This is a genomic window from Streptomyces sp. QH1-20, assembly GCF_041283565.1.
Lineage (GTDB): Bacteria > Actinomycetota > Actinomycetes > Streptomycetales > Streptomycetaceae > Streptomyces > Streptomyces syringius.
The window spans coordinates 2,627,700-2,650,764 of sequence record NZ_CP166299.1 but is presented as its reverse complement, the minus strand read 5'-3'; the positions used below and the strand labels follow the sequence as shown (position 1 = coordinate 2,650,764).

Sequence of the window (23,065 nt, the reverse complement as noted above, 5' to 3'; positions counted from 1 at the left end):
CTTCGGCAGGGTCGTCCCCGTGGTGGTTCGGCGGGGAGGTGGGGACGTGTCCGCGCAGCAGAGTGAGCCCGTGGGCCTTTCGGTGACGCTGAATGCCGAGGCGTGGGCCGAGACCACCGCTCTCGCCGTGGGGCCCGCGAAGTTCAGGTTCGCCGACCCCTCGGCCTTCAAGGCCCACATCGACGTCATGCCCCTCGCGGGGGTGCAGCTCTCGTTCATGCGCTATTCGGCGCTGGTCTCGCAGAGAACCCCGGAACTCATCAGACGCTCGGATCCGGAGCTGCTCCAGATCGCCCTCATGCTGTCGGGGCGGCAAGGCGTCGAGCAGAACAGGAACAACGTCCTGATCTCCCCGGGCGACATGGTGCTGTTCGACAGCTCACGACCGTTCCAGGGTTGTCTCGCCCCGGGGGAGGACGGCGGCTCGTCGGTGATGCTCCAGTTCCCCAGGCAACTGCTGCCCCTGCCCGATCCGCAGATCGCGAGAGTCTGCGCCGAAACGCTGCCCGGCACACAAGGCGTCGGTCGCCTCCTGCGGCAATTCCTGCTGGGGCTGTCCGAGGAATACCGGCACTGCACCCCCGACGACAGGCTGCGACTGAGAAACACCACACTGGACATGGTGACCGCCATGCTGGCGCAATACACGGACGCGAAGGCGCCGTTGTCGCCGGAATCCCGTCGGCACCTACTGTTCCGGACCCTCAGCTCCTTCATCGTCGAGAACCTGGACGACCCGGACCTGACACCCGACAGCATCGCCCGGGCCCACCACATTTCCGTCCGCTACCTGCAACGGGTTTTCCAAGAAGAAGGCAGCACCGTCACGGCCTTCATCAAGCAACACCGTTTGGACCGGTGCCGCCACGATCTGGCCGATCCGGGCCTGGCCGGGACCCCGATCAGCTCCATCGGCAGCCGCTGGGGCTTTACCCACCCCTCCGACTTCTCGCGCGCCTTCCGCGCCTACATGGGAATGACGCCACGCGAGTACCGTCAGGCCGCGCATACGGGCTGACGGCCGGTCCCGGCGGAGCCCGCTCCGTACCCGGCGGTGGCCGGGCACGGAGCGGCGACTCGGCTCAAGGGGATGCGTCCCCCCGTAGCGCATCCAGCGAGAGCCGACTCCGAACCGCCCCCCAGCGGTTCGTCAGTAAAACTAGCGACCGTTGCCCTGTGCCATATATGGGCTCCGCGCACAGTCCTTGACGGGCGACGCACATCGACCGCGGGCCCGGGACGAGTGACGTCCCGGGCCCGCCGTCATGCGGTGATCAGCAGGTGCGCCCCACGTAGTGCGCGCCATTGATCTTGTCGGCGGATCCCAGCCAGACGGTGCCGGGAGCCACACAGCGCTCGTAGTCGGGGCCCCACGCCACATCCACCTTGATGACCACGCGCGAGCCGTCACCGGTGCAGTGGTTGTAGAACGCGTCACTCCCCGTCTCGTAGAACCCGCAGGGGTTCAGGGCCGCGGGAGTGGCGGAGGCCGCCGAGGCCAGGCCGAGGGTGAGAGCCACGGCGCCGACGGCGGCGGTCAGGGAGCGGCGAACGTTCACAGAAAACTCCTCATGAGTATGCGGATGCCCGGGGTGCGGTGTCCCGGGTGTACGGAGAGCGTCGCGCCGTTCGCCGGGGCCGTCACGTGATCTCGCCCGGACGAGTGGTGGAGTCCACCGATTCGAGTGCCTTCCGGCTTGCGCCGCTTCACCGGTGCCTCTCAGCAGCGCCGCGCCGCGTACGCCGCGGTGCCCGCGTGCGGGAGGTCGGCCCACACTCTGGTGCCCTCGGTGGCCGGGGCGGGCTTGGTGATGCCCCACGCCCCGCCGCACTCGCGCACGATGGCGGCGAGGAGAAGAAGTTGGCGCTTACGGCGCGCCCGGCAGGTCGCGGCGAGAACGGGGACGGAGTGGGAGTGGTGGGGGTCCCAGTTCACGATGCGCAATGTCCCGTCCCGCCAGCGGACGGAGTAGTACAGGTCCTGCCCCGGCGCGAACAGCGCGCCGCAGGCGACGAGTTCGCTTGCCACGTGCAGCGCGGGCTCTTCGAGCTCGCCCAACCCGTGGGCGTGCAGCGCGGTGTGGACGTTGCTGCGGGCGATTCCGGCCGAGCGGGGTTCGCCGGGGACGGTGAAGCTGTACGACAGTCCTGCGGGGTCCTGTGGTGTGGGGGTGGGGTGGTGGGTGACGGACTGGACGGTGAGGGGGCAGAGGCTGACGGGCATACGGCAGCTCCGGGTGTGGAGGGGTGTTGGCGTTCGTACGCGTCGGTCAGCCGGTGGCTTGTCTCCCTGACACGAGCACGCCTCTCCCAGGGCAGGAGTGTGCGGGCACGCTCGCGTGATGCGCTTCCGGCTGGTGCCGTGCGGTGATTGATGCGATACCGAAGGTAGCTGCCGATGTGGCACAGGTGCCACGCTTCGCGTGGCAAATGCTCGATCGAGTGAAAGGTGTCTGGCTGTGCGCGGCCACCGGGCCTGGAAGCTGTAGGAAAGGTCCATGCCACCCAGGACGACACCCACCGAACGGCAGCAGCGACTCGGGGCCGAGCTGCGCAAAATGCGTATGGCTGCCGGAGTTTCGACCCATTACGCCGCTGGGCTGCTCGGTATCGACCGCCCGAAGATCTCCAACATCGAGTCCGGGGTGCGGGTGATCACCCCCGATCGCCTACGGACTTTGGCCTGCAACTATGCGTGCACGGACGAGAAGTACGTCGAAGCCCTGGTAGCCATGGCCGCCGATCGCACGCACGGCTGGTGGGAGCATTTCCGGGGCGTGTTGCCAGCGGGGCTGCTGGACATCGCGGAGTTGGAATGGCACGCGGTGCGGGTACGCACCTCACAGGTAATGCACCTCCCCGGGCTTCTTCAGACGGAGGACTACGCGCGGGCGATCTTCGGGGCGGTGCTTCCGCCCATGCCCCGGCTGGAGGTCGAGCTTCATGTGGCACACCGGTTGCAACGACAGCAAGTCTTCGAGCGGGACCGGCCATTGGACTACGTCGGTTACATCCACGAGGCCGCGCTCCGCATGCAGTTCGGCGGTAGGAAGGTGATGCGGGACCAGCTGGATCACCTGCTGCTCATGTCGGAGCGCGAAAGCCTCGAACTGCGCGTCCTCCCTGTCGAAACGGGGGCCTTCCCAGGTGCCGGGCATGCGATGTTGTATGCGGAGGGGCCCGTGCCGCAGCTCGACAGCGTGCAACTCGACTCGGCAGGCGGCCCCTGCTTCCTGTACGCGGAGTCTCAGCTTGCCCGATACCGCGCGCACCTGGCGTGGATGGAGCAGGCCGCCCTTGACCCAAAGCAGTCGCGTGACTTCATTCGAGACATCACGCGCGATCTCTGAGGAAGGTGACCATGAACCGCATCACCTGGGAAGAACCCTTCTGCGGAGCAGGGAACAACTGCTTCCGAATAGGCACCGACGCTGATGGCAACGCCTACATCGCCGTCAGCGGCGCCGAGGACCGCTACCTCACCGATACCCGCGAGGCCCTCGCGACTCTCATCCGGGAGATCAAGGCCGGCAAAGCCGACCACCTCCTCTGAGGAGGCACACCGCCCATGCCCGACGACATCGTCGACGCGCTCGACCTCGACACCAAGGCCCGGCTCCTGTCCGGGCAGGACATGTGGTCCCTGCCCGCCGTACCCGGCATCGGGCTGCGTTCGGTCGTCATGTCCGACGGGCCCGTCGGGGTGCGCGGTGTGCGGTGGAGCGCCGATGATCCCTCGCTCGCGCTGCCCAGCCCCACCGCGCTCGCCGCCACCTGGGACCCGTCGCTCGCCCGCCGCGCGGGCCGGGTCCTCGCGGCGGAGGCCCGGCGCAAGGGCGTGCACGTGCTGCTCGCGCCGACCGTCAATCTGCATCGCTCCCCGCTCGGGGGCCGGCACTTCGAGGCGTACAGCGAGGATCCTTACCTCACAGCCGCCATCGGCACCGGCTATGTGCGGGGCGTGCAGGACGGCGGGGTCGCCGCCGTCGTGAAGCACTTCGTGGCCAACGACGCCGAGACCGAGCGTTTCACCGTGAACAACAAGGTTGCTGCCCGTGCCCTGCGCGAGCTGTATCTGGCGCCCTTCGAGGCCATCGTCAAAGATGCCCGTCCGTGGGGCGTGATGGCCGCGTACAACCAGGTCAACGGCGTGACCATGACCGAGCACGGCCACCTCCAGAACGACGTCCTGCGCGGCGAGTGGGGCTTCGACGGCGTCATCGTCTCCGACTGGCTCGCCGCCCGCGACACCGTGCGGGCCGTGCTCGGCGGGCTCGATGTGGCGATGCCGGGGCCGGTGACCGTCTACGGTCCGGCGCTCGCCGCCGCCGTGCGGGCCGGGGACGTGCCCGAGTCGGTGGTCGACGACGCCGTGCGCCGCGTGCTGCGGCTCGCCGACCGGGTCGGCGCCCTCGGCGAGGCGGCCCCGCCGACTCCGGGCGAAGGCGACAGCGACAGCGACGGCATCGAACTCGCCCGCGAAATCGCCACCCGATCCTTCGTACTGGTACGCAACGCGTCCGTCCGTGGCACGCCCGCCCTGCCCCTCGATCCCGCGCAGGGCCTTCGGGTCGCGCTTCTCGGCGGCGCCGCCCGTGACGCCCGTATCCTCGGCGGCGGCTCCGCGCAGGTCTTCCCCGCCCGAGTCGTCTCGCCGCTGGACGGACTGCGCGCCGCCCTCCCTGAGGGCGCGGTCACCTACGTCGTCGGCGCCGAGCCCGGCGACGAACTCCGTGCCGCAGGTGCCGGGTTCACGCTGCGGGCCGTGTGCCGGGACGCTGCCGGGCGGGTGCTGGGGGAGGAGCGACTGCCCAGCGGCATGGTGCAGTGGCTCGGTGATCTGCCCGCCGGGGTCGGTTACGACGCCCTGCACACCGTCGAGGTGACCGGCACGTTCACCCCGCGCGAGAGCGGTGCGCATGTCTTCGGCACGAAGGGGGTCGGTGCCTTCCGGCTCGTCGTCGACGGGCGGACGCTCTTCGACGGGGAGCAGGGCGCCGACCACGCCGACCCCTTCGAGGCCTTCCTCGGCTCGCCCGTGGAACGCGGGCGGGTCGCCCTTGAAGCCGGGGCGGCCGTCGAGGTCTCCCTCACCTGCGCCGTCGCCAAACCGGAGGGCGCTCCCATCGAGGCCGTCGGCTTCTGCCTCCTGCACCGTGAACCCGAGCGCGACGCGGAGGAGCTACTGGCCGAGGCGGTCGCCGCCGCGGCCTCGGCGGACACGGCCGTCGTCGTGGTCGCCACCACCGAGCGCGTCGAGAGCGAAGGCTTCGATCGCACCACCCTCGCCCTGCCCGGCCGCCAGGACGAGCTCGTCGCCCGGGTGGCCGCCGTCAATCCCCGCACCGTCGTGGTCGTCAATTCCGGCTCACCCGTGGAGCTGCCGTGGCGGGACGACGTCGCCGCCGTGCTGCTCGGATGGTTCCCCGGGCAGGAGGCGGGCGGGGCCCTGGCGGATGTGCTCCTGGGCGCGTGCGAGCCCGGCGGCCGCCTTCCCACCACCTGGCCGGTACGGCTCGCGGACGCGCCGGTGACGCGGGTCGCCCCGGTGGACGGCGAACTCGCTTATGCGGAAGGGGTGTTCATCGGCTACCGTGCGTGGGAGAAGGCGCGGGCGACCCCCGCGTACGCCTTCGGACACGGCCTGGGCTACACCGACTGGTCGTACGAGACCCTTGACATCGACACGGACGTCACAGGAACCGCCACCGCGCGCGTTCGCGTCCGCAACACCGGCAGCCGCCCCGGCCGTGAGGTCGTCCAGATCTATCTGGCCGTCCCGCCCGGTGACAGGGCCGATCGTCCGGCCCGGCGGCTGGCCGGCTTCGCCTCCGTCGAGGCGGGGCCCGGCGAGACGGCCGAGGCGGTCATCGCCCTGGACCCTCGCGCCGTCGAGGTCTGGGACGAGGAAGCGGCCTGCTGGCGTCGGATCCCCGGCATCTACACCGCCGAGGCCGGCCGCAGCGTCGCCGACCGCCGACTGACCGCACGGGTCGCCGTGGGGTAAGAGACCGGGGCGGGGTCACCTGACGGGCCCCGCCCCTCCTCACCGTGCGGTGATCGTGCGGTACGCCATGTCGGCCAGCGTCCGCTGTCCCCTCTTGTTGGGGTGGAACCAGTCCCACTGGCTCAACTCCTGACCCGTGAAGGCGTAGCCGCTGACCGCGGTGTCGTAGCGGCACAGCTTGTCCCGCGCGCAGGCGCTCTTGAGCACGTGGTTGTACGCGGCGACCCGCTGGGCGACCTGGTCACGGCGGGCCACGGCCGCCGCGTCCACCGCCTCGGAGTCGCCGAGCATCGACGGGCAGATCCCCAGCTTCCAGACCGTCTTCGCGTAGCCGTTCGTCCGCCCCTGCGACCACAGCCGCTTGAGGTCCGGCACGCCCGCCACGTACACCTGTGCCTTGGGCAGGGAACGGCGGAGCTCCTTGAGCGAGGACTCGAAGTCCTCCTGGAACCGCTCCACCGGCGTCATATCGGCCACATTCTTGCGGCAGGCGTCATTGGCCCCGAGCAGCACCGTCACGAGCTGCGGCTTCCGCGCTATCGCCGACCGCATCTGCGCCGGCAGGTCCGCCATCCGCGCGCCCGTCCTCGCGTAGTTCCAGCTGCTCGTCTGCGGATACGGCAGCAGCCGTTGCGCCAGGCTGTTCACGGTGGTGCCGGTGGCCCAGGAGGCCTCGGGGCAGTCGGCGAGCACGCCACAGGCGTCGAAGCCCCGGGTGATGGAGTCGCCGAGCGAGGCCATCGACGCGGGGCGGGCGTTCCATGCGGGCTCGGGTGCGGCGCTGGGCTTCGCGGCCGCCTTGGCCGAGCCGTTGTTCGTACCGTCGTCGCAGCCCGCGACGAGGAGCGCGGCCGAGAGCGCCGCCACCGCGGCCTGTACCATCCGGGGCCGCCGCCCCGTGCTGCTGCGCATCGTGTTTCCCCCATCCGGCCGGGTGGTATCTGTCCTGGACCGACGGTACGTCACCCCGTGGGGTGCCCACGCACGGTAGCTTTCCCCGGGAGCGCGACCCTCGTCGGGCCGTGCCGATGATTTGCAACACGTCACGTCCTGTCCCTTTTCAGGAGAATTGCTCCCGATGGTGTTTACTGTTGGTAACCTCGTGGGCTGGTACGGGAGTGGCCATTGGGGCGAAATGCCCCAAGCCGTCCCGGGCGGGACCGATATGCGCGCGAGGCCGCTGGGGAAGGCGAACCTCGAACCGCACTGGAGGTCCCGGTGACGACACGTGGAGTTCTGTACGTCCACTCCGCGCCCCGCGCGCTGTGCCCGCACGTCGAATGGGCCGTCGCGGGCGTGCTCGGTGTGCGCGTCACCCTCGACTGGATCCGACAACCCGCCGCGCCCGGCACCTGGCGCGCCGAGTTCTCCTGGCAGGGCCAGCCCGGCACCGCCTCCAAGCTCGCCTCCGCGCTGCGCGGCTGGCACCTGCTGCGCTTCGAGGTGACCGCCGAGCCCTGCGCCACGGCGGAGGGCGAGCGCTACAGCTCCACCCCCGACCTCGGTATCTTCCACGCCGTCACCGGCATCCACGGCGACATCCTGATCCCCGAGGACCGGCTGCGGGCGGCGCTCGCCCGCGCGGTACGGGGCGAGACCGAGCTGGCGGCCGAGGTGGCGAAGCTGCTCGGCAAGCCCTGGGACGACGAGCTGGAACCTTTCCGCTACGCGGGCGAGGGCGCTCCCGTCCGCTGGCTGCACCAGGTGGTCTGAGCCGCGCGGTCGAACGCCCGTCTGCCGCTGTTCGCGTGAACCCGGCTACATTTCCCCCGTGATCCACACAGGATCCATGCCACGCGCGGGGGGTAGTAGTGAGTGTCATAGGCGTGACCAAGGCGGTCGCGATCGGCCTGGGGGGATTGCTGCTCGGCTGGGGCGTCCTGTTCATCTTCCTCAACATGGGCGGCCGTTCCTACTGCCCCGGCGGCGCCTGCGCGACCGGCAGGGACACCGCGTTCGGCCTCACCATCGCGTTCCTCATCACCGGTCTCGTCGCCCTGATCATCGCGCTCGCCATCGCGGCGAACACCGAGTCGTGGCGCAAGCGGAGCCGGTTCGCCTTCGCCGCGACCGGGCTGGTCGTGGGCCTGCTGCCCGGCTGGCTCTGGCACGACTCGCTCATCGGCCAGCGGGTGCGGCTCGACTGGCACGCGCCGACCGACCGCCCCGAAGCCGTCCGTGGCGTCGGCAATTGGAGCGTCGGCAGCACCGTCGTCCGGGCCCGCACCGACGGCCTCACCGCGTACGCCGGGCGGGACGGCCAGGTGCGGTGGGATCTGACCGCCCCCGTCCGGGAGTCCGTCTGCGCCATGAGCGCCCGCACCAGCAAGGGCACCGGCCTGGTCGCCTTCAGCGGGTACCTCAAGCCGTGCACGACCCTCACGCTCGTGAACCTCTCCACCGGAAAGAGCGTGTGGGAGCAGAAGATCAAGGGTGACGAGTCCTTCCCGGCCGCGACGGACGGGCGGATCGCCCTCGCCGACGGCACGGCCGTCGTCCTGGAGGAGGAAGCCGTGCGCGGCCTCGACGCGGCGAACGGCAAGCAGCGGTGGAAGCGCCCGGTGCCGCGCGACTGCCAGGCCGTGACCGTCGAAGCCTCCGCGGCCCGGCTGCTGCTCGTCGAGCAGTGCCGCAAGGACCGTGCCGGCGACATCACCATGCGGCTGACCTCACTGGACGCCGGTACGGGCAAGCAGCGGTGGAGCAGCCCGCTGCCCGTGAAGTCGGGCTACTCGTCGCTGTACACGGTGTCCGTCGAGCCGGCCGTCATCGCACTCAAGGAGAGGGACGAGCGCGGCACCGCCGCCGTGCTGTCCTTCGACGACACCGGCCGCACCCGGGCGACCATCCCCTTCTCAGGCCGCACGGGGACCCTGGCCATCAGCAACGGCGGTTTCAAGGCCAGGCCCGCGCTGACCGCCCTCGTCGTCGGCGACACCCTCGTCACGGCCGCGAAGGATCCGGGAGAGAACGTCTACGTGCGGCGGGTCAGCGGCTACTCCCTCGCCGACGGCCGCCCGCTGTGGAGCAAGAAGTACGGATCGGGCAAGCGGTACAGGGACGAGGTCGAGGCGCTCGCGGTGCGGCCCGGCGGACGGCTGGCCGTCCTGACGAAGACCTTCTCCGACGGCACCATCCGCCCCCTCGACCCCCGTACCGGACGTCAGGCCGGCGACATCGAGCCGGTGAGCGGACGGGACGGTCTGGTGGCCAGCACCGGGGCGGAGCTGCTGCCCGACGGCGACCGCGGCGGCTACGTCGTCGTCAACCACGACGGCACCGATGACGCCCCGCCCGTCTGGGGCGCCTCGCGCTGAGCCACCGGGCCACCGGATCGAGGGAACGCGAAGGCCCGCCCGGTCGGGACGACCGGGCGGGCCTTCGTCATGCGTCGACGAGCGGTGATCAGACCGAACGGAGCGCGAGGACCACGTTGTGGCCGCCGAAACCGAAGGAGTTGTTGATCGCCGCGATGGAGCCCTCGGGGAGCGGGCGGGGCTCGCCACGGACGACGTCCGCGTCGATGTCCTCGTCCATCTCCTCGATGTTGATGGTCGGCGGCGCCATCCGGTGGTACAGGGCGAGGACGGTCGCGACCGTCTCGATGCCGCCGGCGCCACCGAGCAGGTGACCGGTCATCGACTTCGTCGCGGAGATCGCGACGTGGTCGAGGTCGTCACCGAGGATCTTGCGGAGCGCCTTGACCTCGGCCGCGTCACCCTGCGGGGTGGACGTGGCGTGCGCGTTGAGGTGGACGACCTCCGACGGCTTGAGGTCGGTGGAGTCCAGCAGGTTCTGCAGGGCGGCGGCGATGCCGCGGCCCGTCGGCTCGGGCTGCGCGATGTGGTGGCTGTCCGCGGACAGACCCTGGCCCAGCACCTCGCAGTAGACCCGGGCGCCGCGCTTCGCGGCGTGCTCGGCCGACTCCAGGATGACGACGCCCGCGCCCTCACCGAGGACGAAGCCGTCACGGCCCTTGTCGTACGGGCGGGAGGCCTTCTCGGGCTCGTCGTTGTTCTTCGACATCGCCATCATGTTGGCGAACGCCACGATGGGGAGGGGGTGGATGGCCGCCTCGGTGCCGCCGGCGACGACCACATCGGCACGGCCGGTGCGGATCATCTCGACGGCGTAGCCGATCGCCTCGGCGCCGGACGCGCAGGCGCTGACCGGGGTGTGCACACCCGCCTGGGCGCCCACCTCCAGGCCGACGTTGGCGGACGGGCTGTTGGGCATCAGCATCGGCACGGTGTGCGGGGAGACGCGGCGGACGCCCTTCTCCTTGAGCACGTCGTACTGGTCGAGCAGGGTGGTCACGCCGCCGATGCCGGAGGCGATGACCGTGCCGAGCCGCTCGGGGGCGATGGAGGCGTCGTCACCGGCCTTGGCGGTGAAGCCCGCGTCGGCCCACGCCTCACGCGCGGCGATCAGCGCGAACTGCGCCGACCGGTCCAGCTTGCGGGTGAGCGGGCGGGGCAGGACGTCCTCGGGGTCGACGGCCACCCGGGCGGCGATACGGACCGGGAGGTCGGCGAAGCGCTCACCCACCAGGGGCTTGACGCCGGAACGCCCGGCGAGCAGCCCTTCCCAGGTCGATGCGCTGTCGCCACCCAGCGGTGTGGTTGCGCCGATACCGGTGACGACCACGGTGCGATTGGTCGAGTTCACAGGAATTCTGTCTCCACGTGTAGAGGTGCTGGAACCGCCACCGCCGGGGTGGCGACGAACGCTTGGATCAGTCCTGGTGCTTCAGGATGTAGTCGGCAGCGTCACCGACGGTCTTGAGGTGCTTGACGTCCTCGTCGGGGATCTTCACGTCGAAGCGCTCCTCGGCGGCAACGACGACCTCGACCATGGACAGCGAGTCGACGTCCAGGTCGTCGGTGAAGGACTTGTCCAGCTGGACGTCCTCGACGGGGATGCCGGCGATCTCGTTGACGATCTCCGCGAGACCCTTGAGGATCTCTTCCTGAGTGGCGGCCATGGTGGCGCTCCTTCGATATTGCGGTGGAACTGCGATGTGAGAACTGCGTATGTGGTGAGGGACCGCGGCGGCCGGTGGAAGCCGGTCCGGCGCGGAACTCGCCTAGGGGAGGGTAACGACCGTCGCGGCGTACACGAGACCCGCCCCGAATCCGATGACGAGCGCGGTGTCCCCGCTCTTCGCCGCTCCTGTCGCCAGGAGCCGCTCCATGGCCAGCGGAATGGAGGCCGCGGAGGTGTTGCCCGTGGTCTCCACGTCACGGGCGACCGTGACGGTGTCCGGCAGCTTCAGCGTCTTGACCATCGAGTCGATGATCCGCATGTTGGCCTGGTGCGGGATGAAGACGTCCAGGTCCTCCGGGCTGACGCCGGCGTCGTCCAGCGCCTGCTGGGCGACCTTCGCCATCTCGAAGACGGCCCAGCGGAAGACCGCCTGGCCCTCCTGGGTGAGAGCCGGGAAGCGTACCTCGGTCTCCTCGCGGTAGGCGTCCCAGGCGATGGTCTGCTTGATGGTGTCGGCCTTGTCGCCCTCCGAACCCCACACGGTCGGGCCGATCGCCGGCTCCTTCGAGGGGCCGACGACGACGGCGCCCGCACCGTCACCGAACAGGAAGGCGGTGGAACGGTCCTCCAGGTCGGTCAGGTCCGAGAGTCGCTCGACACCGATGACCAGCACGTATTCGGCGCTGCCGTCGGTGACCATGCCCTTGGCGAGGGTCAGGCCGTAGCCGAAGCCCGCGCAGCCGGCGGAGATGTCGAACGCGGCGGGCTTGCCCGCGCCGATCTTGTGCGCGATCTCGGTCGCGATCGCCGGGGTCTGCTTGAAGTGCGAGACCGTCGAGACGATCACGCCGCCGATCTGCTCGGGGGCGATCCCGGAATTGGCGATGGCCTTGCCCGCGGCCTCGACCGACATCGCGGCCACGGTCTCCTCCGGGCCGGCCCAGTGACGGGTGGCGATGCCGGAGCGGGAGCGGATCCACTCGTCGGACGAGTCGATGTGCTTGAGGATCTCCTCGTTCGGCACCACCCGGACCGGACGGTAGCCGCCGACGCCGAGGATGCGCGCGTACGGAGTGCCCTTGGCGGGCTTGATCTTCGCGGTCATACTCTCGGGCTCCTTATTCGGCCGGGGTCTCGGCGGCGGCGGTGTGCTCGGCGATCAGCGCACGGGCGGCGTCGAGGTCGTCCGGGGTCTTGAGAGCGAGAGTCTTCACACCGGGCAGGGCGCGCTTGGCGAGGCCCACGAGGGTGCCGCCCGGGGCAACCTCGATGATCGCCGTGACGCCCAGCTCCTTGAAGGTATCCATGCACAGGTCCCAGCGGACCGGGTTGGCCACCTGGCCGACGAGCCGGGAGACGACCTCCTGGCCGGTGGCCACGGTCTTGCCGTCCTTGTTGGAGACGTAGACCGTGTGCGGATCGGTGACGGTCAGCTCCGAGACCGCCGACTCCAGTGCGGTGACGGCCGGGGCCATGTGCGGCGTGTGGAACGCGCCGGCCACCTTCAGCGGGACGACCCGCCGGGTGCCCTCGGGCTTGTCCTCGGCCAGCGCCGCCAGCTGCTCCAGGGTGCCGGCGGCCACGATCTGCCCCGCGCCGTTGACGTTCGCGGGGATCAGGCCGAGCTTCTCCAGGTGCGGCAGGACCACCTCGGGCTCACCGCCCAGCAGGGCGGACATGCCGGTCTCGGCGGCCGTCGCCGCCTCGGCCATGGCCAGGCCGCGGCGTCGTACGAGCGTCATGGCGGCGGGCTCGGACAGCACGCCGGTGAGCGCCGCGGCGGCCAGCTCGCCGACGCTGTGGCCGGCGGCGGCGCCGACGAGGCGCGTGAAGTCCCCGGGCGTCGGGAACAGCTGACCCGCGGAGACCAGGGCCGCCGCGACCAGCAGCGGCTGGGCCACCGCGGTGTCGCGGATCTCGTCCGCGTCGGCGTTCGTGCCGTAGTGGACCAGGTCCAGGTCGATGGCAGCCGACCACTCCCGGAGGCGGTCTTCAATACCGGGGAGGTCGAGCCAGGGGGTCAGGAAGCCGGGCGTCTGAGCGCCCTGGCCGGGAGCGACGAGTACGAGCACCCTCACACTCTCTCTCGTGGACGGCATCGGCCACCCGTGGGGACAGGGACGAAGAACCGTCAGGGGAATTGTTGACGTCTGACAAAAGACTAAGACTGCGACTCCGCGTCGGCCAGACGCCCCAGGATCAGCGCCACCCGCAGGGTGAAGGCCGAGCGCACATCGGAGGGTGACCATCCGGTGACGTCCGTCACACGTCGGAGGCGGTATCGCACGGTGTTTGGGTGAACGAACAACATCCGCGCCGCACCCTCCAGGCTACTGGCCTGTTCCAGGTACACACTCAGCGTCTCCAGCAGCGCGGAGCCCGCTTCCTCCAACGGTCTGTAGATCTCCTCCACCAGCTGCTCACGGGCGGTGGCATCACCGGCCATGGCCCGCTCCGGCAGAAGATCGTCGGCCAGTACCGGCCGGGGCGCGTCCGGCCAGGCCGCGCACGCCTTGAGCCCGGCGGCCGCGGCCTGCGCGGAACGCGTCGCGGCCAGCAGATCGGAGACCACCGGCCCGGCCACCACGGGCCCGGCCGCGAAGGGGCCGATCAGCGCCTTCGCGGTCTGCAGCGGATTGTCCGAGCCGCCCGCGATCACCACCAGCCGGTCCCCGAGCACCCCCGTCAGCACCTGCAGCTTCGCGTGCCGCGAGGCCCGGCGGATCGCCTCGACCGTCAGCTCGCTGTCCCCGTTGGGGGCGGTGCCCAGCACCACGCAGACGTGCGCGGGCGAGTTCCAGCCCAGCGCGGCGGCGCGGGAGAGCGCGCCCTCGTCGGCCTCGCCCGACAGCACGGCGTTGACCACCAGCGACTCCAGCCGGGCGTCCCACGCGCCGCGTGCCTCGGCGGCCTGCGCGTACACCTGGGCCGTGGCGAAGGCGATCTCGCGGGCGTAGACGAGCAGCGCCTCGCGCAGCACCGACTCGTCCCCCGGGGCCGCCACCTCGTCGATGGCCGACTCCATGACCTCGATGGTCGTGCGGACCATCTCCACGGTCTGGCGCAGTGTGATCGCCCGGGTCAGCTCCCGGGGAGCCGTCCCGAAGACATCGGTGCTGATCGCCTGCGGAGTCTCCGGATGCCGGAACCACTCCGTGAAGGCCGCGATGCCGGCCTGGGCGACCAGGCCGATCCAGGACCGGTTCTCCGGGGGCATGGCCCGGTACCACGGCAGCTGGGCATCCATGCGGGCGATGGCGGCGGCGGCCAGGGTGCCGGAAGACTTCTCCAGGCGGCGGAGGGTGGCGCTGTGCGGATGCGGGGTGTTAGCGGCGGGTTCAGGCACGGGACAAGCCTGCCTTATTCGGGTGCGGAGCGGGGTCGCCGGGCTACCGTAGCCCGATGACGCACGGACGACCGATCATCCAACGGGCGGAGGAACGCTTCCGCGGCGGGGACCTACCGGCCGGTATCGAAACGTGGCACGCCTTCTCCTTCGCCGGTTTCTACGATCCGGACAACGTGCGCTTCGGTCCGCTCTCCGCCTGCAACGAGGAGCACCTGGCGCCGGGCGCCGGCTTCGCGGAGCACCCGCACCGGGACACGGAGATCGTCACCTGGGTCATCGAGGGCGAGCTCACCCACGAGGACTCCACCGGCCATGTCTCGGTGGTGCGCCCCGGCGACGTCCAGCGGCTCAGCGCGGGCGCGGGCGTGCGGCACGTGGAACGCAACGCGGGAGCCGCCCCGCTGCGGTTCCTGCAGATGTGGCTCACCCCGTCCGAGTTCGGCGGGGATCCCTCGTACGAGGTGGTGCGCGGCCTCGCCGACGGCACGCCCTACGCCCTGACGCGGGCGGAGGCGAGCCTGCGCGTGTGGCGGCTCGACCGGGGCCACGGCGCCGACCTGCCGGCCGCGCCGTGGCTGTACGCGCACGTGGTGCGGGGAGCCGTCCGGCTCGGGGGCGAGGAGCTGCGGGCGGGCGACGCGGCGCGCGTCGTGGACGCGAGCCGGCTGCGCGCCGAGGCGCTGGACCCCGCCGAACTGCTGGTGTGGGAGATGCACGCCGAGCCCCACTTCGGGTGACCCCGGCGCGGGGCGCCGGGGCCTGTGTCCGTGGCCGGACGCGTCACGCCCCGCGCAGCTCGGCGAGGACCGCGTCGGTGAGCGGGGGCCAGGCCTCGATCGCCCAGTCGCCGAAGGGCCGGTCCGCGAGGGCCACGCACGCGGCGCCGGCGTCCGGGTCCACCCACAGGAACGTGCCCGACTGGCCGAAGTGGCCGTACGTGCGCGGCGAGGACGAAGTGCCCGTCCAGTGCGGGGACTTGCCGTCGCGGATCTCGAAGCCCAGGCCCCAGTCGTTCGGCCGCTGGTGTCCGAAGCCCGGCAGCACCCCGGGCAGCCCGGGGAAGACCACCGACGTGGCCTCGTCCACGGTCTGCCGGGACAGCAGCCGCGGCGCCTGGAGTTCGGCGGCGAAGCGCGCCAGGTCGGCCACGGTCGAGACGCCGTCCTTGGCCGGGGAGCCGGGCAGGTCCGTCGCCGTCATCCCGAGCGGCTCCAGCACCGCCTGCCGCAGATACTCCGGGAAAGGGATGTCCGCGGCCTTGGCGAGATGATCGCCGAGCGTCTCGAAGCCGGCGTTGGAGTACAGCCGCCGGGTCCCCGGCTCGGCCATCGTCCGCTGCTCGTCGAAGGCCAGCCCGGACGTGTGCGCGAGCAGATGACGGACCGTGGAGCCGGCGGGGCCGGCCGGCTCGTCCAGCTCGATCGCGCCTTCCTCGACCGCGACCAGCACCGCGTACGCGGCCAGCGGCTTGGTCACGGACGCCAGCGCGAACCGTCGGTCGGTCGGCCCGTGCGACCCCGCCCAGCTGCCGTCGGCACGCACCACGACGGCCGCGGCGTGCTCCACCGGCCAGTTTTCGATCTTGCGCAGGCTCTCCATGACGACGAGCCTAACCCGGTGCCCCACCAGGCCAAGATTGCCTCAAGTCTCCGCTTGCCTGGAGTGCACTCCAACTCTCTAGCGTTGAGTCCGTCGCAAGGGCACAGACCGTGCAGCCATGCGGAGGGGTACTGATGGGGACTGCGATGACCGTGACCGACGACGCGCCGACGGAGGTGCGGGCCTGCGGCGCGCTGGAGCGCGAACGCCACCGGCGCCCGGAGGGGCGGGACCGCTTCTCGATCAGTGAAGTGGCCGACTACACCGGCCTGTCCCCGCACACCCTGCGCTGGTACGAGCGGATCGGGCTGATGCCGCTGGTGGACCGCTCGCACACCGGGCAGCGCCGCTACGGGCCCCGGGACCTGGACTGGCTGGACCTGGTGGGCAAGCTGCGGCTGACCGGCATGCCGGTGGCCGACATGGTCCGCTACGCGGAACTGGTGCGCCAGGGCGAGGGGACCATGGCCGAGCGCGAACGGCTGCTGAGCGCGCACCGCGAGGACGTGCGGCGGCGCATCACCGAGCTGCGGAGCACGCTCGACGTCCTCGACTACAAGATCGATATCTATGCAGACGCCCGTCGCCGGGCGTCCGAAGGAGCCTCACGCACATGAGCAAGGACAGGATCGACACCGTAGGTCTCGGCACCGACGGCCCGCTGGTCGGCGTGCAGGGGCTCGGCTGCATGGGCATGAGCGCCTCCTACGGGCCGACCGACGAGACCGAGGCGCGGGCGACGCTGGAGCGCGCCCTGGAGCTGGGCGTCACGCTGTTCGACACCGCCGACATCTACGGCTTCGGGCGTAACGAGGAGTTCATCGCGCCCTTCGTCCGGGCCCACCGGGACAGCCTCACGCTGGCCACGAAGTTCGCCATCGAGCGCCGTGAGGACGACCCGTCGTTCCAGGCGATACGCAACGACCGCGCCTACATCCGCGCGTCCGTCGAGGGCAGCCTGCGCCGCCTGGGCGTCGACCACATCGACCTCTACTACATGCACCGCCGCAACGTGGACGTGCCGATGGAGGAGAGCGTCGGCGCGATGGCCGAGCTGGTCGCGGAGGGCAAGGTCCGCCACCTCGGCCTCAGCGAGGTCTCCCCGGGCGAACTGCGCGCGGCCCACGCCGTGCACCCGATCGCGGCGGTGCAGTCGGAGTGGTCGCTGTTCAGCCGTGATGTGGAGGCGGGCGTCGTCGACGCGGCCAAGGAGCTGGGCGTCGCCTTCGTGCCCTACTCACCCCTCGGCCGCGGCTTCCTGACCGGCTCGTTCGTGAGCGCGGACAAGGAGCTGGACAGCAAGGACTGGCGGCGTACGCAGCCCCGCTTCACGGGTGACAACGCGGCGGCGAACGCGGCGCTGCTGGAGCCGGTACGGACGATCGCCGAGGCGCGCGGCGTCTCCCTGGCGCAGGTCGCGCTGGCCTGGGTGCAGCAGCGCGCGGAGGTCCACGGCCTGGCCGTGATCCCGATCCCGGGAACGCGCAAGCGCACCCGTCTGGAGGAGAACCTCGCGGCGACGCGCATCACGCTGGACGCGGCGGAGTTGGCGCAGTTGGAGCCGATCGCCGGCAAGGTCGCGGGCAACCGCTACCCGGACATGACCTTCACGGCGGTCGGCCGGGAGTAGTAGCCGGGGCCGGCGGGGTCTATCGGCTGCGGGCCGTCCTGCCGCCTGCGGCGGGGGCGCCCTGCGGAAGCCGTCCCGGCGGGGGTCGGGAGTCCTGTTTCCGGCGGGGTCTTTCGGCTGCGGGCCGTCCTGCCGCCTGCGGCGGGGGCGCCCTGCGGAAGCCGTCCCGGCGGGGGTCGGGAGTCCTGTTTCCAGCGGGGCCTTTCGGCTGCGGGCCGTCCTGCCGCCTGCGGCGGGAGCGCCCTGCGGGCGCGTCCTCAATCGCCGGACGGGCTTGATACGGCGCTACCGGTCGCCCGGGGAGACCAGTCCCGACTCGTAGGCGTAGATCACCGCTTGGGCCCGGTCGCGCAGGCCGAGCTTGGCGAGGACGCGGCCGATGTGGGTCTTGACGGTCTGTTCGGCCAGGATCAGCGAGGCCGCGATCTCCTGGTTGGACAGGCCTCGGGCGATGAGTTCGAGGACCTCGGTCTCACGGGGTGTCAGGCCGCCCAGGCGCAGGGCGGGGTTCTTGCGCGGTGCGGGGCGTTGCTTGGCGAAGTCCGCGATGAGGCGGCGTGTGACCGAGGGGGCCAGCAGGGCCTCGCCGGCGGCGACGACGCGGACGGCCGAGATCAGGTCGGCGGGCGGGGCGTCCTTGAGGAGGAAGCCGGAAGCGCCCGCGCGCAGCGCCTCGTAGACGTAGTCGTCGACGTCGAACGTGGTGAGCATCAGCACCTTCGGACGGTGCGTCACCCCGGTCGGCGGGTCGAGGAGCCGCCGGGCGGCCTCCAGGCCGTCCATCTCCGGCATGCGGACGTCCATCAGCACCACGTCCGGGTGCGTGCGGCGGCTCACCTCCACGCCCTGCCGCCCGTCCGGGGCGTCGCCGACGACGTCGATGTCGCTCTGTGCGGCGAGCAGGGCGGCGAAGCCCGCCCGCACCATGGCCTGGTCGTCGACGATGATCACCTTGATGGTCATGCGGTGAAGAGTTCCTCTTCTGTGTTCGTGGTGAACGGGAGCCGGGCGGCCACCCGGAAGCCGCCGCCCGGCAGCGGGCCGGTGTCGAGGGTGCCCCCGACCAGGCGGACGCGTTCGCGCATGCCGACCAGGCCGTGGCCCGTGCCGCTGGTCTCCAGGGGCGGCGCGTCCGCGTCCGGCGCGGTGGCGTTGACGACCAGGACCATCAGGGCGCTGCCGTCCGCGTCGACGGTGACCGACACCCGCGTCTTCGCGCCCGGGGCGTGCCGGACGACATTGGCCAGGGCCTCCTGCGTGATGCGGTAGGCGGACAGGTCCACGGTCTGCGGCACCCCGGTGGGCAGCGGTTCCGGCATCGACAACTCCACCGGCAACCCGGCCCGTACGGTCGCCTCGACCAACTGCGGGATCCGTTCCACACCCGGCTGCGGCGCCCGCTCCGACCCGCCGCTGACCTCGCCGGCGGCGTCCTCGCTGCGCAGCACGCCCAGCAGCCGGCGCATCTCGGTCAGCGACTCGCGGGCCGTCGCGGCGATCGAGGCGAACTCCTCCCGGGCCTCCGACGGCAGACCGTCGAGGCGGTAGGGGGCGCTGTCGGCCTGCACGGTGATCACCGACATGTGGTGGGCCACGACGTCGTGCAGCTCCCGCGCGATCCGGGTGCGCTCCTCCAGCAGCGTGCGGCGGGCCCGTTCGGCCTCGCTGATGGTCTCCTGTTCGGCCAGCGCCCGCTGCGCGTCGCCCCGTTCACGCAGCGCGCCGCCCACCACGAGCAGTACGCCGCTCAGCACGACCAACGGCACCCAGCTGCCGTCGGACCGTTCGGGAGAGACGCTTCGCAGGGCGACGCTCGCCGAGAGCAGCAGCAGCCAGACCGCCAGGAGCGTACGGCGGCGCTCGCGCAGGCTGACGGCGAGGGTCAGCAGCAGCATGCCGACGATCGACATCGGCGTCCACGGCCAGGGCCGGCCGTCCTGTGCGGGGACGGACAGCAGCGCCACCGCGCCCCCCACGTCGGCGACGAAGACGATCGCCCAGGCCAGCAGCGGCCGGCGGACGGCCATCAGCAGGGGCAGGGTCTGCAGCACGGCGAGCACGACGGCGAGGCCCGGGTGCAGCCCGTGGTCCTGGGAGAGGACCGTGCCGGTGACCGGCAGCAGGACGGCGATGAAGAGGATCGCGACGCCGTACGGCAGCCGCCGCACCCATCGGCGCCGGGAACGGCCGAACAGGGGTTCCGGACGGGTGGGGTTACGTGACTTGAACATGGCCTGTTCAGCGTAGGCGGCCGGAACGGGCCGGTCATCACACCGAGGTGCCGACCCGGGTGTCATACCCGGGTATCACCCACCACGGCCGGGCGCCGTCAGAGCTCGGCCAGCAACTGCGCCTTCTTCGCGCTGAACTCGTCGTCGGTCAGCAGCCCCGCCTCGTGCAGCGCGCCCAAGTGGCGGATGCGGTCGGCGATACCGCCCGGGTCGGGGCGGCCGGCGGGGACGCGGCGCGGGGCCGGAACGGTGGCGCCCCGGCCGGACCGGTCCCGCACGGCCGCCAGGACCGCCGCGGCGAAGGGCAGCGACTCATGGACGAGGCCGTAGCCCATGCCGAAGACGACGGCCGCCGGGTCCTGGTCGGTGTCGCCCGGCCGGCTGTCCTCGGTGCCGCGCGGGACGAGTCGCAGATGGCCGCCGAGGACGTCCGGGGAGCGCCATTCGACGCCCGCCAACTCCTCGACGGGGAACCGCTGGTCGCCGGCCTTCCACTTGGCGGAGGAGGCGCCGGTCCAGAACCAGCGGAAGGAGACGGCCCTGCCGTCGAAGGACGCCTTGCCGTCGTAGGCCTTGAAGGACAGCGGGGGGACGGGTGCGGCGACCAGATGCCGCTCGGCGGGCTCGGCGGCACGCGGGCCGAGCCTGGCCCGTATCTCGTCGGCGTAGTACTCCGCCAGCAGCTCGCGCTCGGCGGGCAGCACCAGCCGGTACGGATCGCAGCTCTCCTTGAGCTGGCCGTCCGCCGCGTCGATCAGCGGATCCGCGCCCGGTCTGGGCACAGCACGCAGGACCACCGTGCCGCGCTTCCCCGAGGCCGGCTCGACGGCCGCGAGCGCCTCGTAGGGGATGCGTCGCTCGCCGAGCGCCTGGAGCAGCTTCGGCGTGCGGATCCCCCGTTCGAAGCGGATGAGCACGGAGTCGGTGTCGAACTCCCAGGCGGCATGGAAACCGGCCAGCACATCACCCATGCGCTTCATCGTATGCGGCGGTCGCCCGCCCGTCCCCCCTCCCGGCGCTACGCGCGTCAAACCGATGGCCTGAAGGGGCCGGTGACCGGCCGGACATGGCCGGTTCCGGCTCAGGCCGCGGAGCAGTCGGGGTCGTCCTTCGCGCAGATGACGGAGGTGACGGCGCCGACGCCGATCCCGGCGAAGTTGGCGAGACTGGTGGTGCCGGGTTCGAAGTAACCGGCGTGGCCCTTCGCGTCCCGGGCCGACAACAGCCGGGCCCCGAAGGCCGTGGAGACCGGGTCGGCACCGTGGCCGAGGCCCCCGACGGCCAGGTGCGGAACGTCCTGAATCCAGTCGTCCGCATCGCGCATCGCCCAGATCCGGGCGCTGGTGCGCAGTTCGGAAACCCGCTCGGCCCGCATGCCGGGGCTGCCGGCCACCGCGACGTCCGTGACCCGGGAGGGCAGCTCGCGGGCGGCCACGCCGCAGACGACCGAGCCGTAGCTGTGGCAGAACAGCGAGGCCCTGGAGGTGCCGGGCAGCGCCCGCACCATCGCCCGCAGCCGCAGCGCCCCCTCGGCGGCGAGCTTGCCTGTCGCCGCGTCCATGCCGACGCCGTTGGGCGAGGTGTAGTCGGCCCAGGCTATGACGGCGGTCCTGGTGCCGGGGGCCGCCTTGCGCTCGGCCGCGTAGAGCGAGCGGGCCATGCCCACGGGCGCGGTGTGGGCGCGCTGGGTCTTCTCGAAGGTCAGCACATTGGTGTCGACGCCGGGCACCACGACCGAGACCCGGTCGGCCCGGTCGAGGTCGCCGAAGACCTCGGCGACCCGGCCGGAGCCACTGGGGTCGAAGGCGAGGATCTGCCGGTCGTCGGCCATCAGCGAGGCGAAGCGGTGCATGCGGCGCCCCGCCTCGTGGCGGCCGGAGGGCGTGAGCCCGCCCGCGTGCCTGCGGCGCTCCTCGACGCTCCGGGCCTTGGCGAGGGCGATCCGGTTGGCGCGGTAGCGCAGCTCGACCGGGGCACCGTCGAGATTGCCGACGACCAGGGGGTAGCGCTCCGCGAGCCGGGTCCGCTGGCCGCCGGAGAGGGAGCCGAGGAAGCGGGCCACGACGGCGGCCCCCGCCTCGGGGGCGGGCAGCGGACGACCCGCTATGGAGTCGTGCAGCCAGGCGCTCAGCGAGGCCGCTCTCGGGTCGGAGTTCCCCTGATGTCCTCTGACCGCCGTCCAGCCGGTCGTGGCGAGCATGACGAAGACCACGGCCAGGGCGAGCAGTGCGCGCATGGCCGTGGTCGAGTTCGTCCAGGGCAGGGAGGAGGGAGAGCCGAGCTCCGGGAAAGAAGTCACCGCGAGACACCCTAGGAGAAACCTGTGGCCATCCGGGAAGCCGGTGAGCTATCTCACGTTTGACGACGGGCAATTGCGCACACTCGTGCTCACCCCGCTCAGGTACGCCAATTTTCCGCCAACACGGGTCCGATCCGGACGAGATGCGGGGGCGCCGGCCGCTTGGGCGTCACCCCGGGTCGTCGTTCACGTCGTCGGTCCGGCGCCTCCCGGTGACCGGCATCACCCGGACCGGGGGCGCCGCGCTCGGCTCTTCTGCGCCGGGCACGCCGTCGGCGTCACCGTTTCGGGCGGCCGGCTGCCGGGGGCGCGTTCGTGAAACCGCCGGTGGCGCGGGACGGGGGCGGGGTGGCTGCCCTGGATCGCGCCCCGCGCGACCGGCTTCCCCTATCAGGGCCCTGCGTGCTTTTCGCCCTTGGCAGCGGTGATCACCGACGAGGAGGATCGCCGTACGCCATTTTCGATTCAGGGGAGTGATCCATATGCGGACGATCCGCACGGCGGCCCTCGCCATGAGCTTCGCTGCCCTCACGGGGACCCTGACCGCCACGAGCGCGCAGGCCGCGCCCGCGCCGTCCCCGGCCCGCACGGCCCGCGTCGCCTCCGGCGACTGCGCCGCCGGGCAGCTGTGCCTGTGGCAGAAGACCGATTTCCGCGGCGCCCGGGCCACGAGCGAGCTCGCGGACATCGACATCGAGAGCTGTGTGACCTTACCGGCGGGCAGGAGCGCGGCCTCCTTCGTCAACCGCACGGGGCGCCCCGTCACCACGTACCAGAGCGCCACCTGCGGGGAAACGGGCGAGTTCGCCACGTATCCCTCCGGGAGCTGGGTGCCGGAGTCGCCCTATCAGGTGAGGGCCTACAAGGTCTGGGAGAGCTAGGGGCCAGCCGGCGGATCCTTCCCCGGTCCCGCCGCCCCTTCCCGGAACCGGGGGCAAGCCCCGGGCCCCCTTTCCGCGCTCCG

General features: G+C 71.6%; 23 protein-coding genes. 10 read left to right on the top strand and 13 right to left on the bottom strand.

Annotated elements, in window-relative coordinates; all coding sequences use genetic code 11:
* The first annotated feature begins 46 nt into the window (after window positions 1-46).
* On the top strand, window positions 47-1,018 hold the full coding sequence (locus AB8O64_RS11930; protein WP_370419135.1) for a helix-turn-helix domain-containing protein: 972 nt from the start codon (window positions 47-49) through the stop codon (window positions 1,016-1,018).
* A 256-nt stretch (window positions 1,019-1,274) separates the two neighbouring features.
* Here the strand turns inward: AB8O64_RS11930 and AB8O64_RS11925 are convergent, their stop codons facing one another.
* Both AB8O64_RS11925 and AB8O64_RS11920 read right to left on the bottom strand, forming a co-directional pair.
* A complete protein-coding gene (locus AB8O64_RS11925; RefSeq protein WP_370419134.1) occupies window positions 1,275-1,559 on the bottom strand; it encodes a DUF6355 family natural product biosynthesis protein in 285 nt (94 codons plus the stop codon).
* A gap of 161 nt (window positions 1,560-1,720) precedes the next feature.
* Window positions 1,721-2,224, bottom strand: a complete 504-nt coding sequence (locus AB8O64_RS11920) for an ATP-binding protein (protein ID WP_370419133.1) — start codon at window positions 2,222-2,224, stop codon at window positions 1,721-1,723.
* Between the two features lie 274 nt (window positions 2,225-2,498).
* On the opposite strand from AB8O64_RS11920, the gene AB8O64_RS11915 reads away from it, so the two are divergent.
* The 3 genes from AB8O64_RS11915 to AB8O64_RS11905 are packed head-to-tail and all read left to right on the top strand — an operon-like array spanning window position 2,499 to window position 6,007.
* A complete protein-coding gene (locus tag AB8O64_RS11915; RefSeq protein ID WP_370419132.1) occupies window positions 2,499-3,350 on the top strand; it encodes a helix-turn-helix domain-containing protein in 852 nt (283 codons plus the stop codon).
* Window positions 3,351-3,361: 11 nt separating this feature from the next.
* The gene (locus tag AB8O64_RS11910) at window positions 3,362-3,553 is read left to right on the top strand and encodes a hypothetical protein (protein WP_370419131.1); all 192 of its coding nucleotides are present in this window, start codon (window positions 3,362-3,364) and stop codon (window positions 3,551-3,553) included.
* A gap of 15 nt (window positions 3,554-3,568) precedes the next feature.
* A complete protein-coding gene (locus AB8O64_RS11905) occupies window positions 3,569-6,007 on the top strand; it encodes a glycoside hydrolase family 3 protein (protein WP_370419130.1) in 2,439 nt (812 codons plus the stop codon).
* Window positions 6,008-6,046: 39 nt separating this feature from the next.
* Here AB8O64_RS11905 and AB8O64_RS11900 read toward each other — a convergent pair whose 3' ends face one another.
* Window positions 6,047-6,919, bottom strand: a complete 873-nt coding sequence (locus tag AB8O64_RS11900) for an SGNH/GDSL hydrolase family protein (RefSeq protein ID WP_370419129.1) — start codon at window positions 6,917-6,919, stop codon at window positions 6,047-6,049.
* 306 nt (window positions 6,920-7,225) lie between these two features.
* Between AB8O64_RS11900 and AB8O64_RS11895 the strand changes: the two genes are divergently transcribed.
* Both AB8O64_RS11895 and AB8O64_RS11890 read left to right on the top strand, forming a co-directional pair.
* Complete coding sequence (locus AB8O64_RS11895) at window positions 7,226-7,720, top strand: DUF3145 domain-containing protein (protein ID WP_356456633.1); 495 nt, start codon at window positions 7,226-7,228, stop codon at window positions 7,718-7,720.
* 113 nt (window positions 7,721-7,833) lie between these two features.
* Complete coding sequence (locus tag AB8O64_RS11890; protein WP_370419128.1) at window positions 7,834-9,324, top strand: PQQ-binding-like beta-propeller repeat protein; 1,491 nt, start codon at window positions 7,834-7,836, stop codon at window positions 9,322-9,324.
* An 88-nt stretch (window positions 9,325-9,412) separates the two neighbouring features.
* On the opposite strand, the gene fabF is transcribed toward AB8O64_RS11890, so the two are convergent.
* The 5 genes from fabF to AB8O64_RS11865 form a co-directional block, all read right to left on the bottom strand.
* Complete coding sequence (gene fabF / locus AB8O64_RS11885) at window positions 9,413-10,675, bottom strand: beta-ketoacyl-ACP synthase II (protein ID WP_130877606.1); 1,263 nt, start codon at window positions 10,673-10,675, stop codon at window positions 9,413-9,415.
* 67 nt (window positions 10,676-10,742) lie between these two features.
* Complete coding sequence (locus tag AB8O64_RS11880; protein WP_130877605.1) at window positions 10,743-10,991, bottom strand: acyl carrier protein; 249 nt, start codon at window positions 10,989-10,991, stop codon at window positions 10,743-10,745.
* Between the two features lie 102 nt (window positions 10,992-11,093).
* Window positions 11,094-12,098 carry a ketoacyl-ACP synthase III gene (locus AB8O64_RS11875; protein WP_370419127.1) on the bottom strand — a complete coding sequence of 335 codons (1,005 nt, stop codon included), beginning with the start codon at window positions 12,096-12,098 and terminating at the stop codon, window positions 11,094-11,096.
* Between the two features lie 13 nt (window positions 12,099-12,111).
* Complete coding sequence (locus AB8O64_RS11870) at window positions 12,112-13,065, bottom strand: ACP S-malonyltransferase (protein WP_370419126.1); 954 nt, start codon at window positions 13,063-13,065, stop codon at window positions 12,112-12,114.
* A gap of 89 nt (window positions 13,066-13,154) precedes the next feature.
* Window positions 13,155-14,339 carry a helix-turn-helix domain-containing protein gene (locus AB8O64_RS11865; protein ID WP_356456625.1) on the bottom strand — a complete coding sequence of 395 codons (1,185 nt, stop codon included), beginning with the start codon at window positions 14,337-14,339 and terminating at the stop codon, window positions 13,155-13,157.
* Window positions 14,340-14,395: 56 nt separating this feature from the next.
* Between AB8O64_RS11865 and AB8O64_RS11860 the strand changes: the two genes are divergently transcribed.
* A complete protein-coding gene (locus AB8O64_RS11860) occupies window positions 14,396-15,079 on the top strand; it encodes a pirin family protein (RefSeq protein WP_370419125.1) in 684 nt (227 codons plus the stop codon).
* 43 nt (window positions 15,080-15,122) lie between these two features.
* Here the strand turns inward: AB8O64_RS11860 and AB8O64_RS11855 are convergent, their stop codons facing one another.
* Complete coding sequence (locus tag AB8O64_RS11855; protein ID WP_370419124.1) at window positions 15,123-15,941, bottom strand: serine hydrolase domain-containing protein; 819 nt, start codon at window positions 15,939-15,941, stop codon at window positions 15,123-15,125.
* A gap of 146 nt (window positions 15,942-16,087) precedes the next feature.
* Here AB8O64_RS11855 and AB8O64_RS11850 point away from each other — a divergent pair, with 146 nt between their 5' ends.
* Both AB8O64_RS11850 and AB8O64_RS11845 read left to right on the top strand, forming a co-directional pair.
* Window positions 16,088-16,558: a MerR family transcriptional regulator gene (locus AB8O64_RS11850; protein ID WP_370423848.1), complete on the top strand. Its 471-nt coding sequence runs from the start codon at window positions 16,088-16,090 to the stop codon at window positions 16,556-16,558.
* Entirely contained in the window at window positions 16,555-17,571 is a 1,017-nt protein-coding gene (locus AB8O64_RS11845; protein WP_370419122.1) for an aldo/keto reductase, read from the top strand. Before AB8O64_RS11850 ends, AB8O64_RS11845 begins: the two co-directional genes overlap by 4 nt.
* A 285-nt stretch (window positions 17,572-17,856) precedes the next feature.
* Here the strand turns inward: AB8O64_RS11845 and AB8O64_RS11840 are convergent, their stop codons facing one another.
* From AB8O64_RS11840 to AB8O64_RS11825, 4 genes are all read right to left on the bottom strand, one after another.
* Window positions 17,857-18,534: a response regulator gene (locus AB8O64_RS11840; protein WP_370419120.1), complete on the bottom strand. Its 678-nt coding sequence runs from the start codon at window positions 18,532-18,534 to the stop codon at window positions 17,857-17,859.
* Complete coding sequence (locus AB8O64_RS11835) at window positions 18,531-19,802, bottom strand: sensor histidine kinase (protein WP_370419119.1); 1,272 nt, start codon at window positions 19,800-19,802, stop codon at window positions 18,531-18,533. The genes AB8O64_RS11840 and AB8O64_RS11835 overlap by 4 nt, the downstream gene beginning before the upstream one ends.
* Window positions 19,803-19,900: 98 nt before the next feature.
* On the bottom strand, window positions 19,901-20,773 hold the full coding sequence (locus AB8O64_RS11830; protein ID WP_370419118.1) for a DUF4429 domain-containing protein: 873 nt from the start codon (window positions 20,771-20,773) through the stop codon (window positions 19,901-19,903).
* A 110-nt stretch (window positions 20,774-20,883) separates the two neighbouring features.
* A complete protein-coding gene (locus AB8O64_RS11825) occupies window positions 20,884-22,101 on the bottom strand; it encodes an alpha/beta hydrolase (RefSeq protein WP_370419116.1) in 1,218 nt (405 codons plus the stop codon).
* A gap of 482 nt (window positions 22,102-22,583) precedes the next feature.
* On the opposite strand from AB8O64_RS11825, the gene AB8O64_RS11820 reads away from it, so the two are divergent.
* Window positions 22,584-22,982 carry a peptidase inhibitor family I36 protein gene (locus AB8O64_RS11820; RefSeq protein ID WP_370419115.1) on the top strand — a complete coding sequence of 133 codons (399 nt, stop codon included), beginning with the start codon at window positions 22,584-22,586 and terminating at the stop codon, window positions 22,980-22,982.
* Window positions 22,983-23,065: the final 83 nt, after the last annotated feature.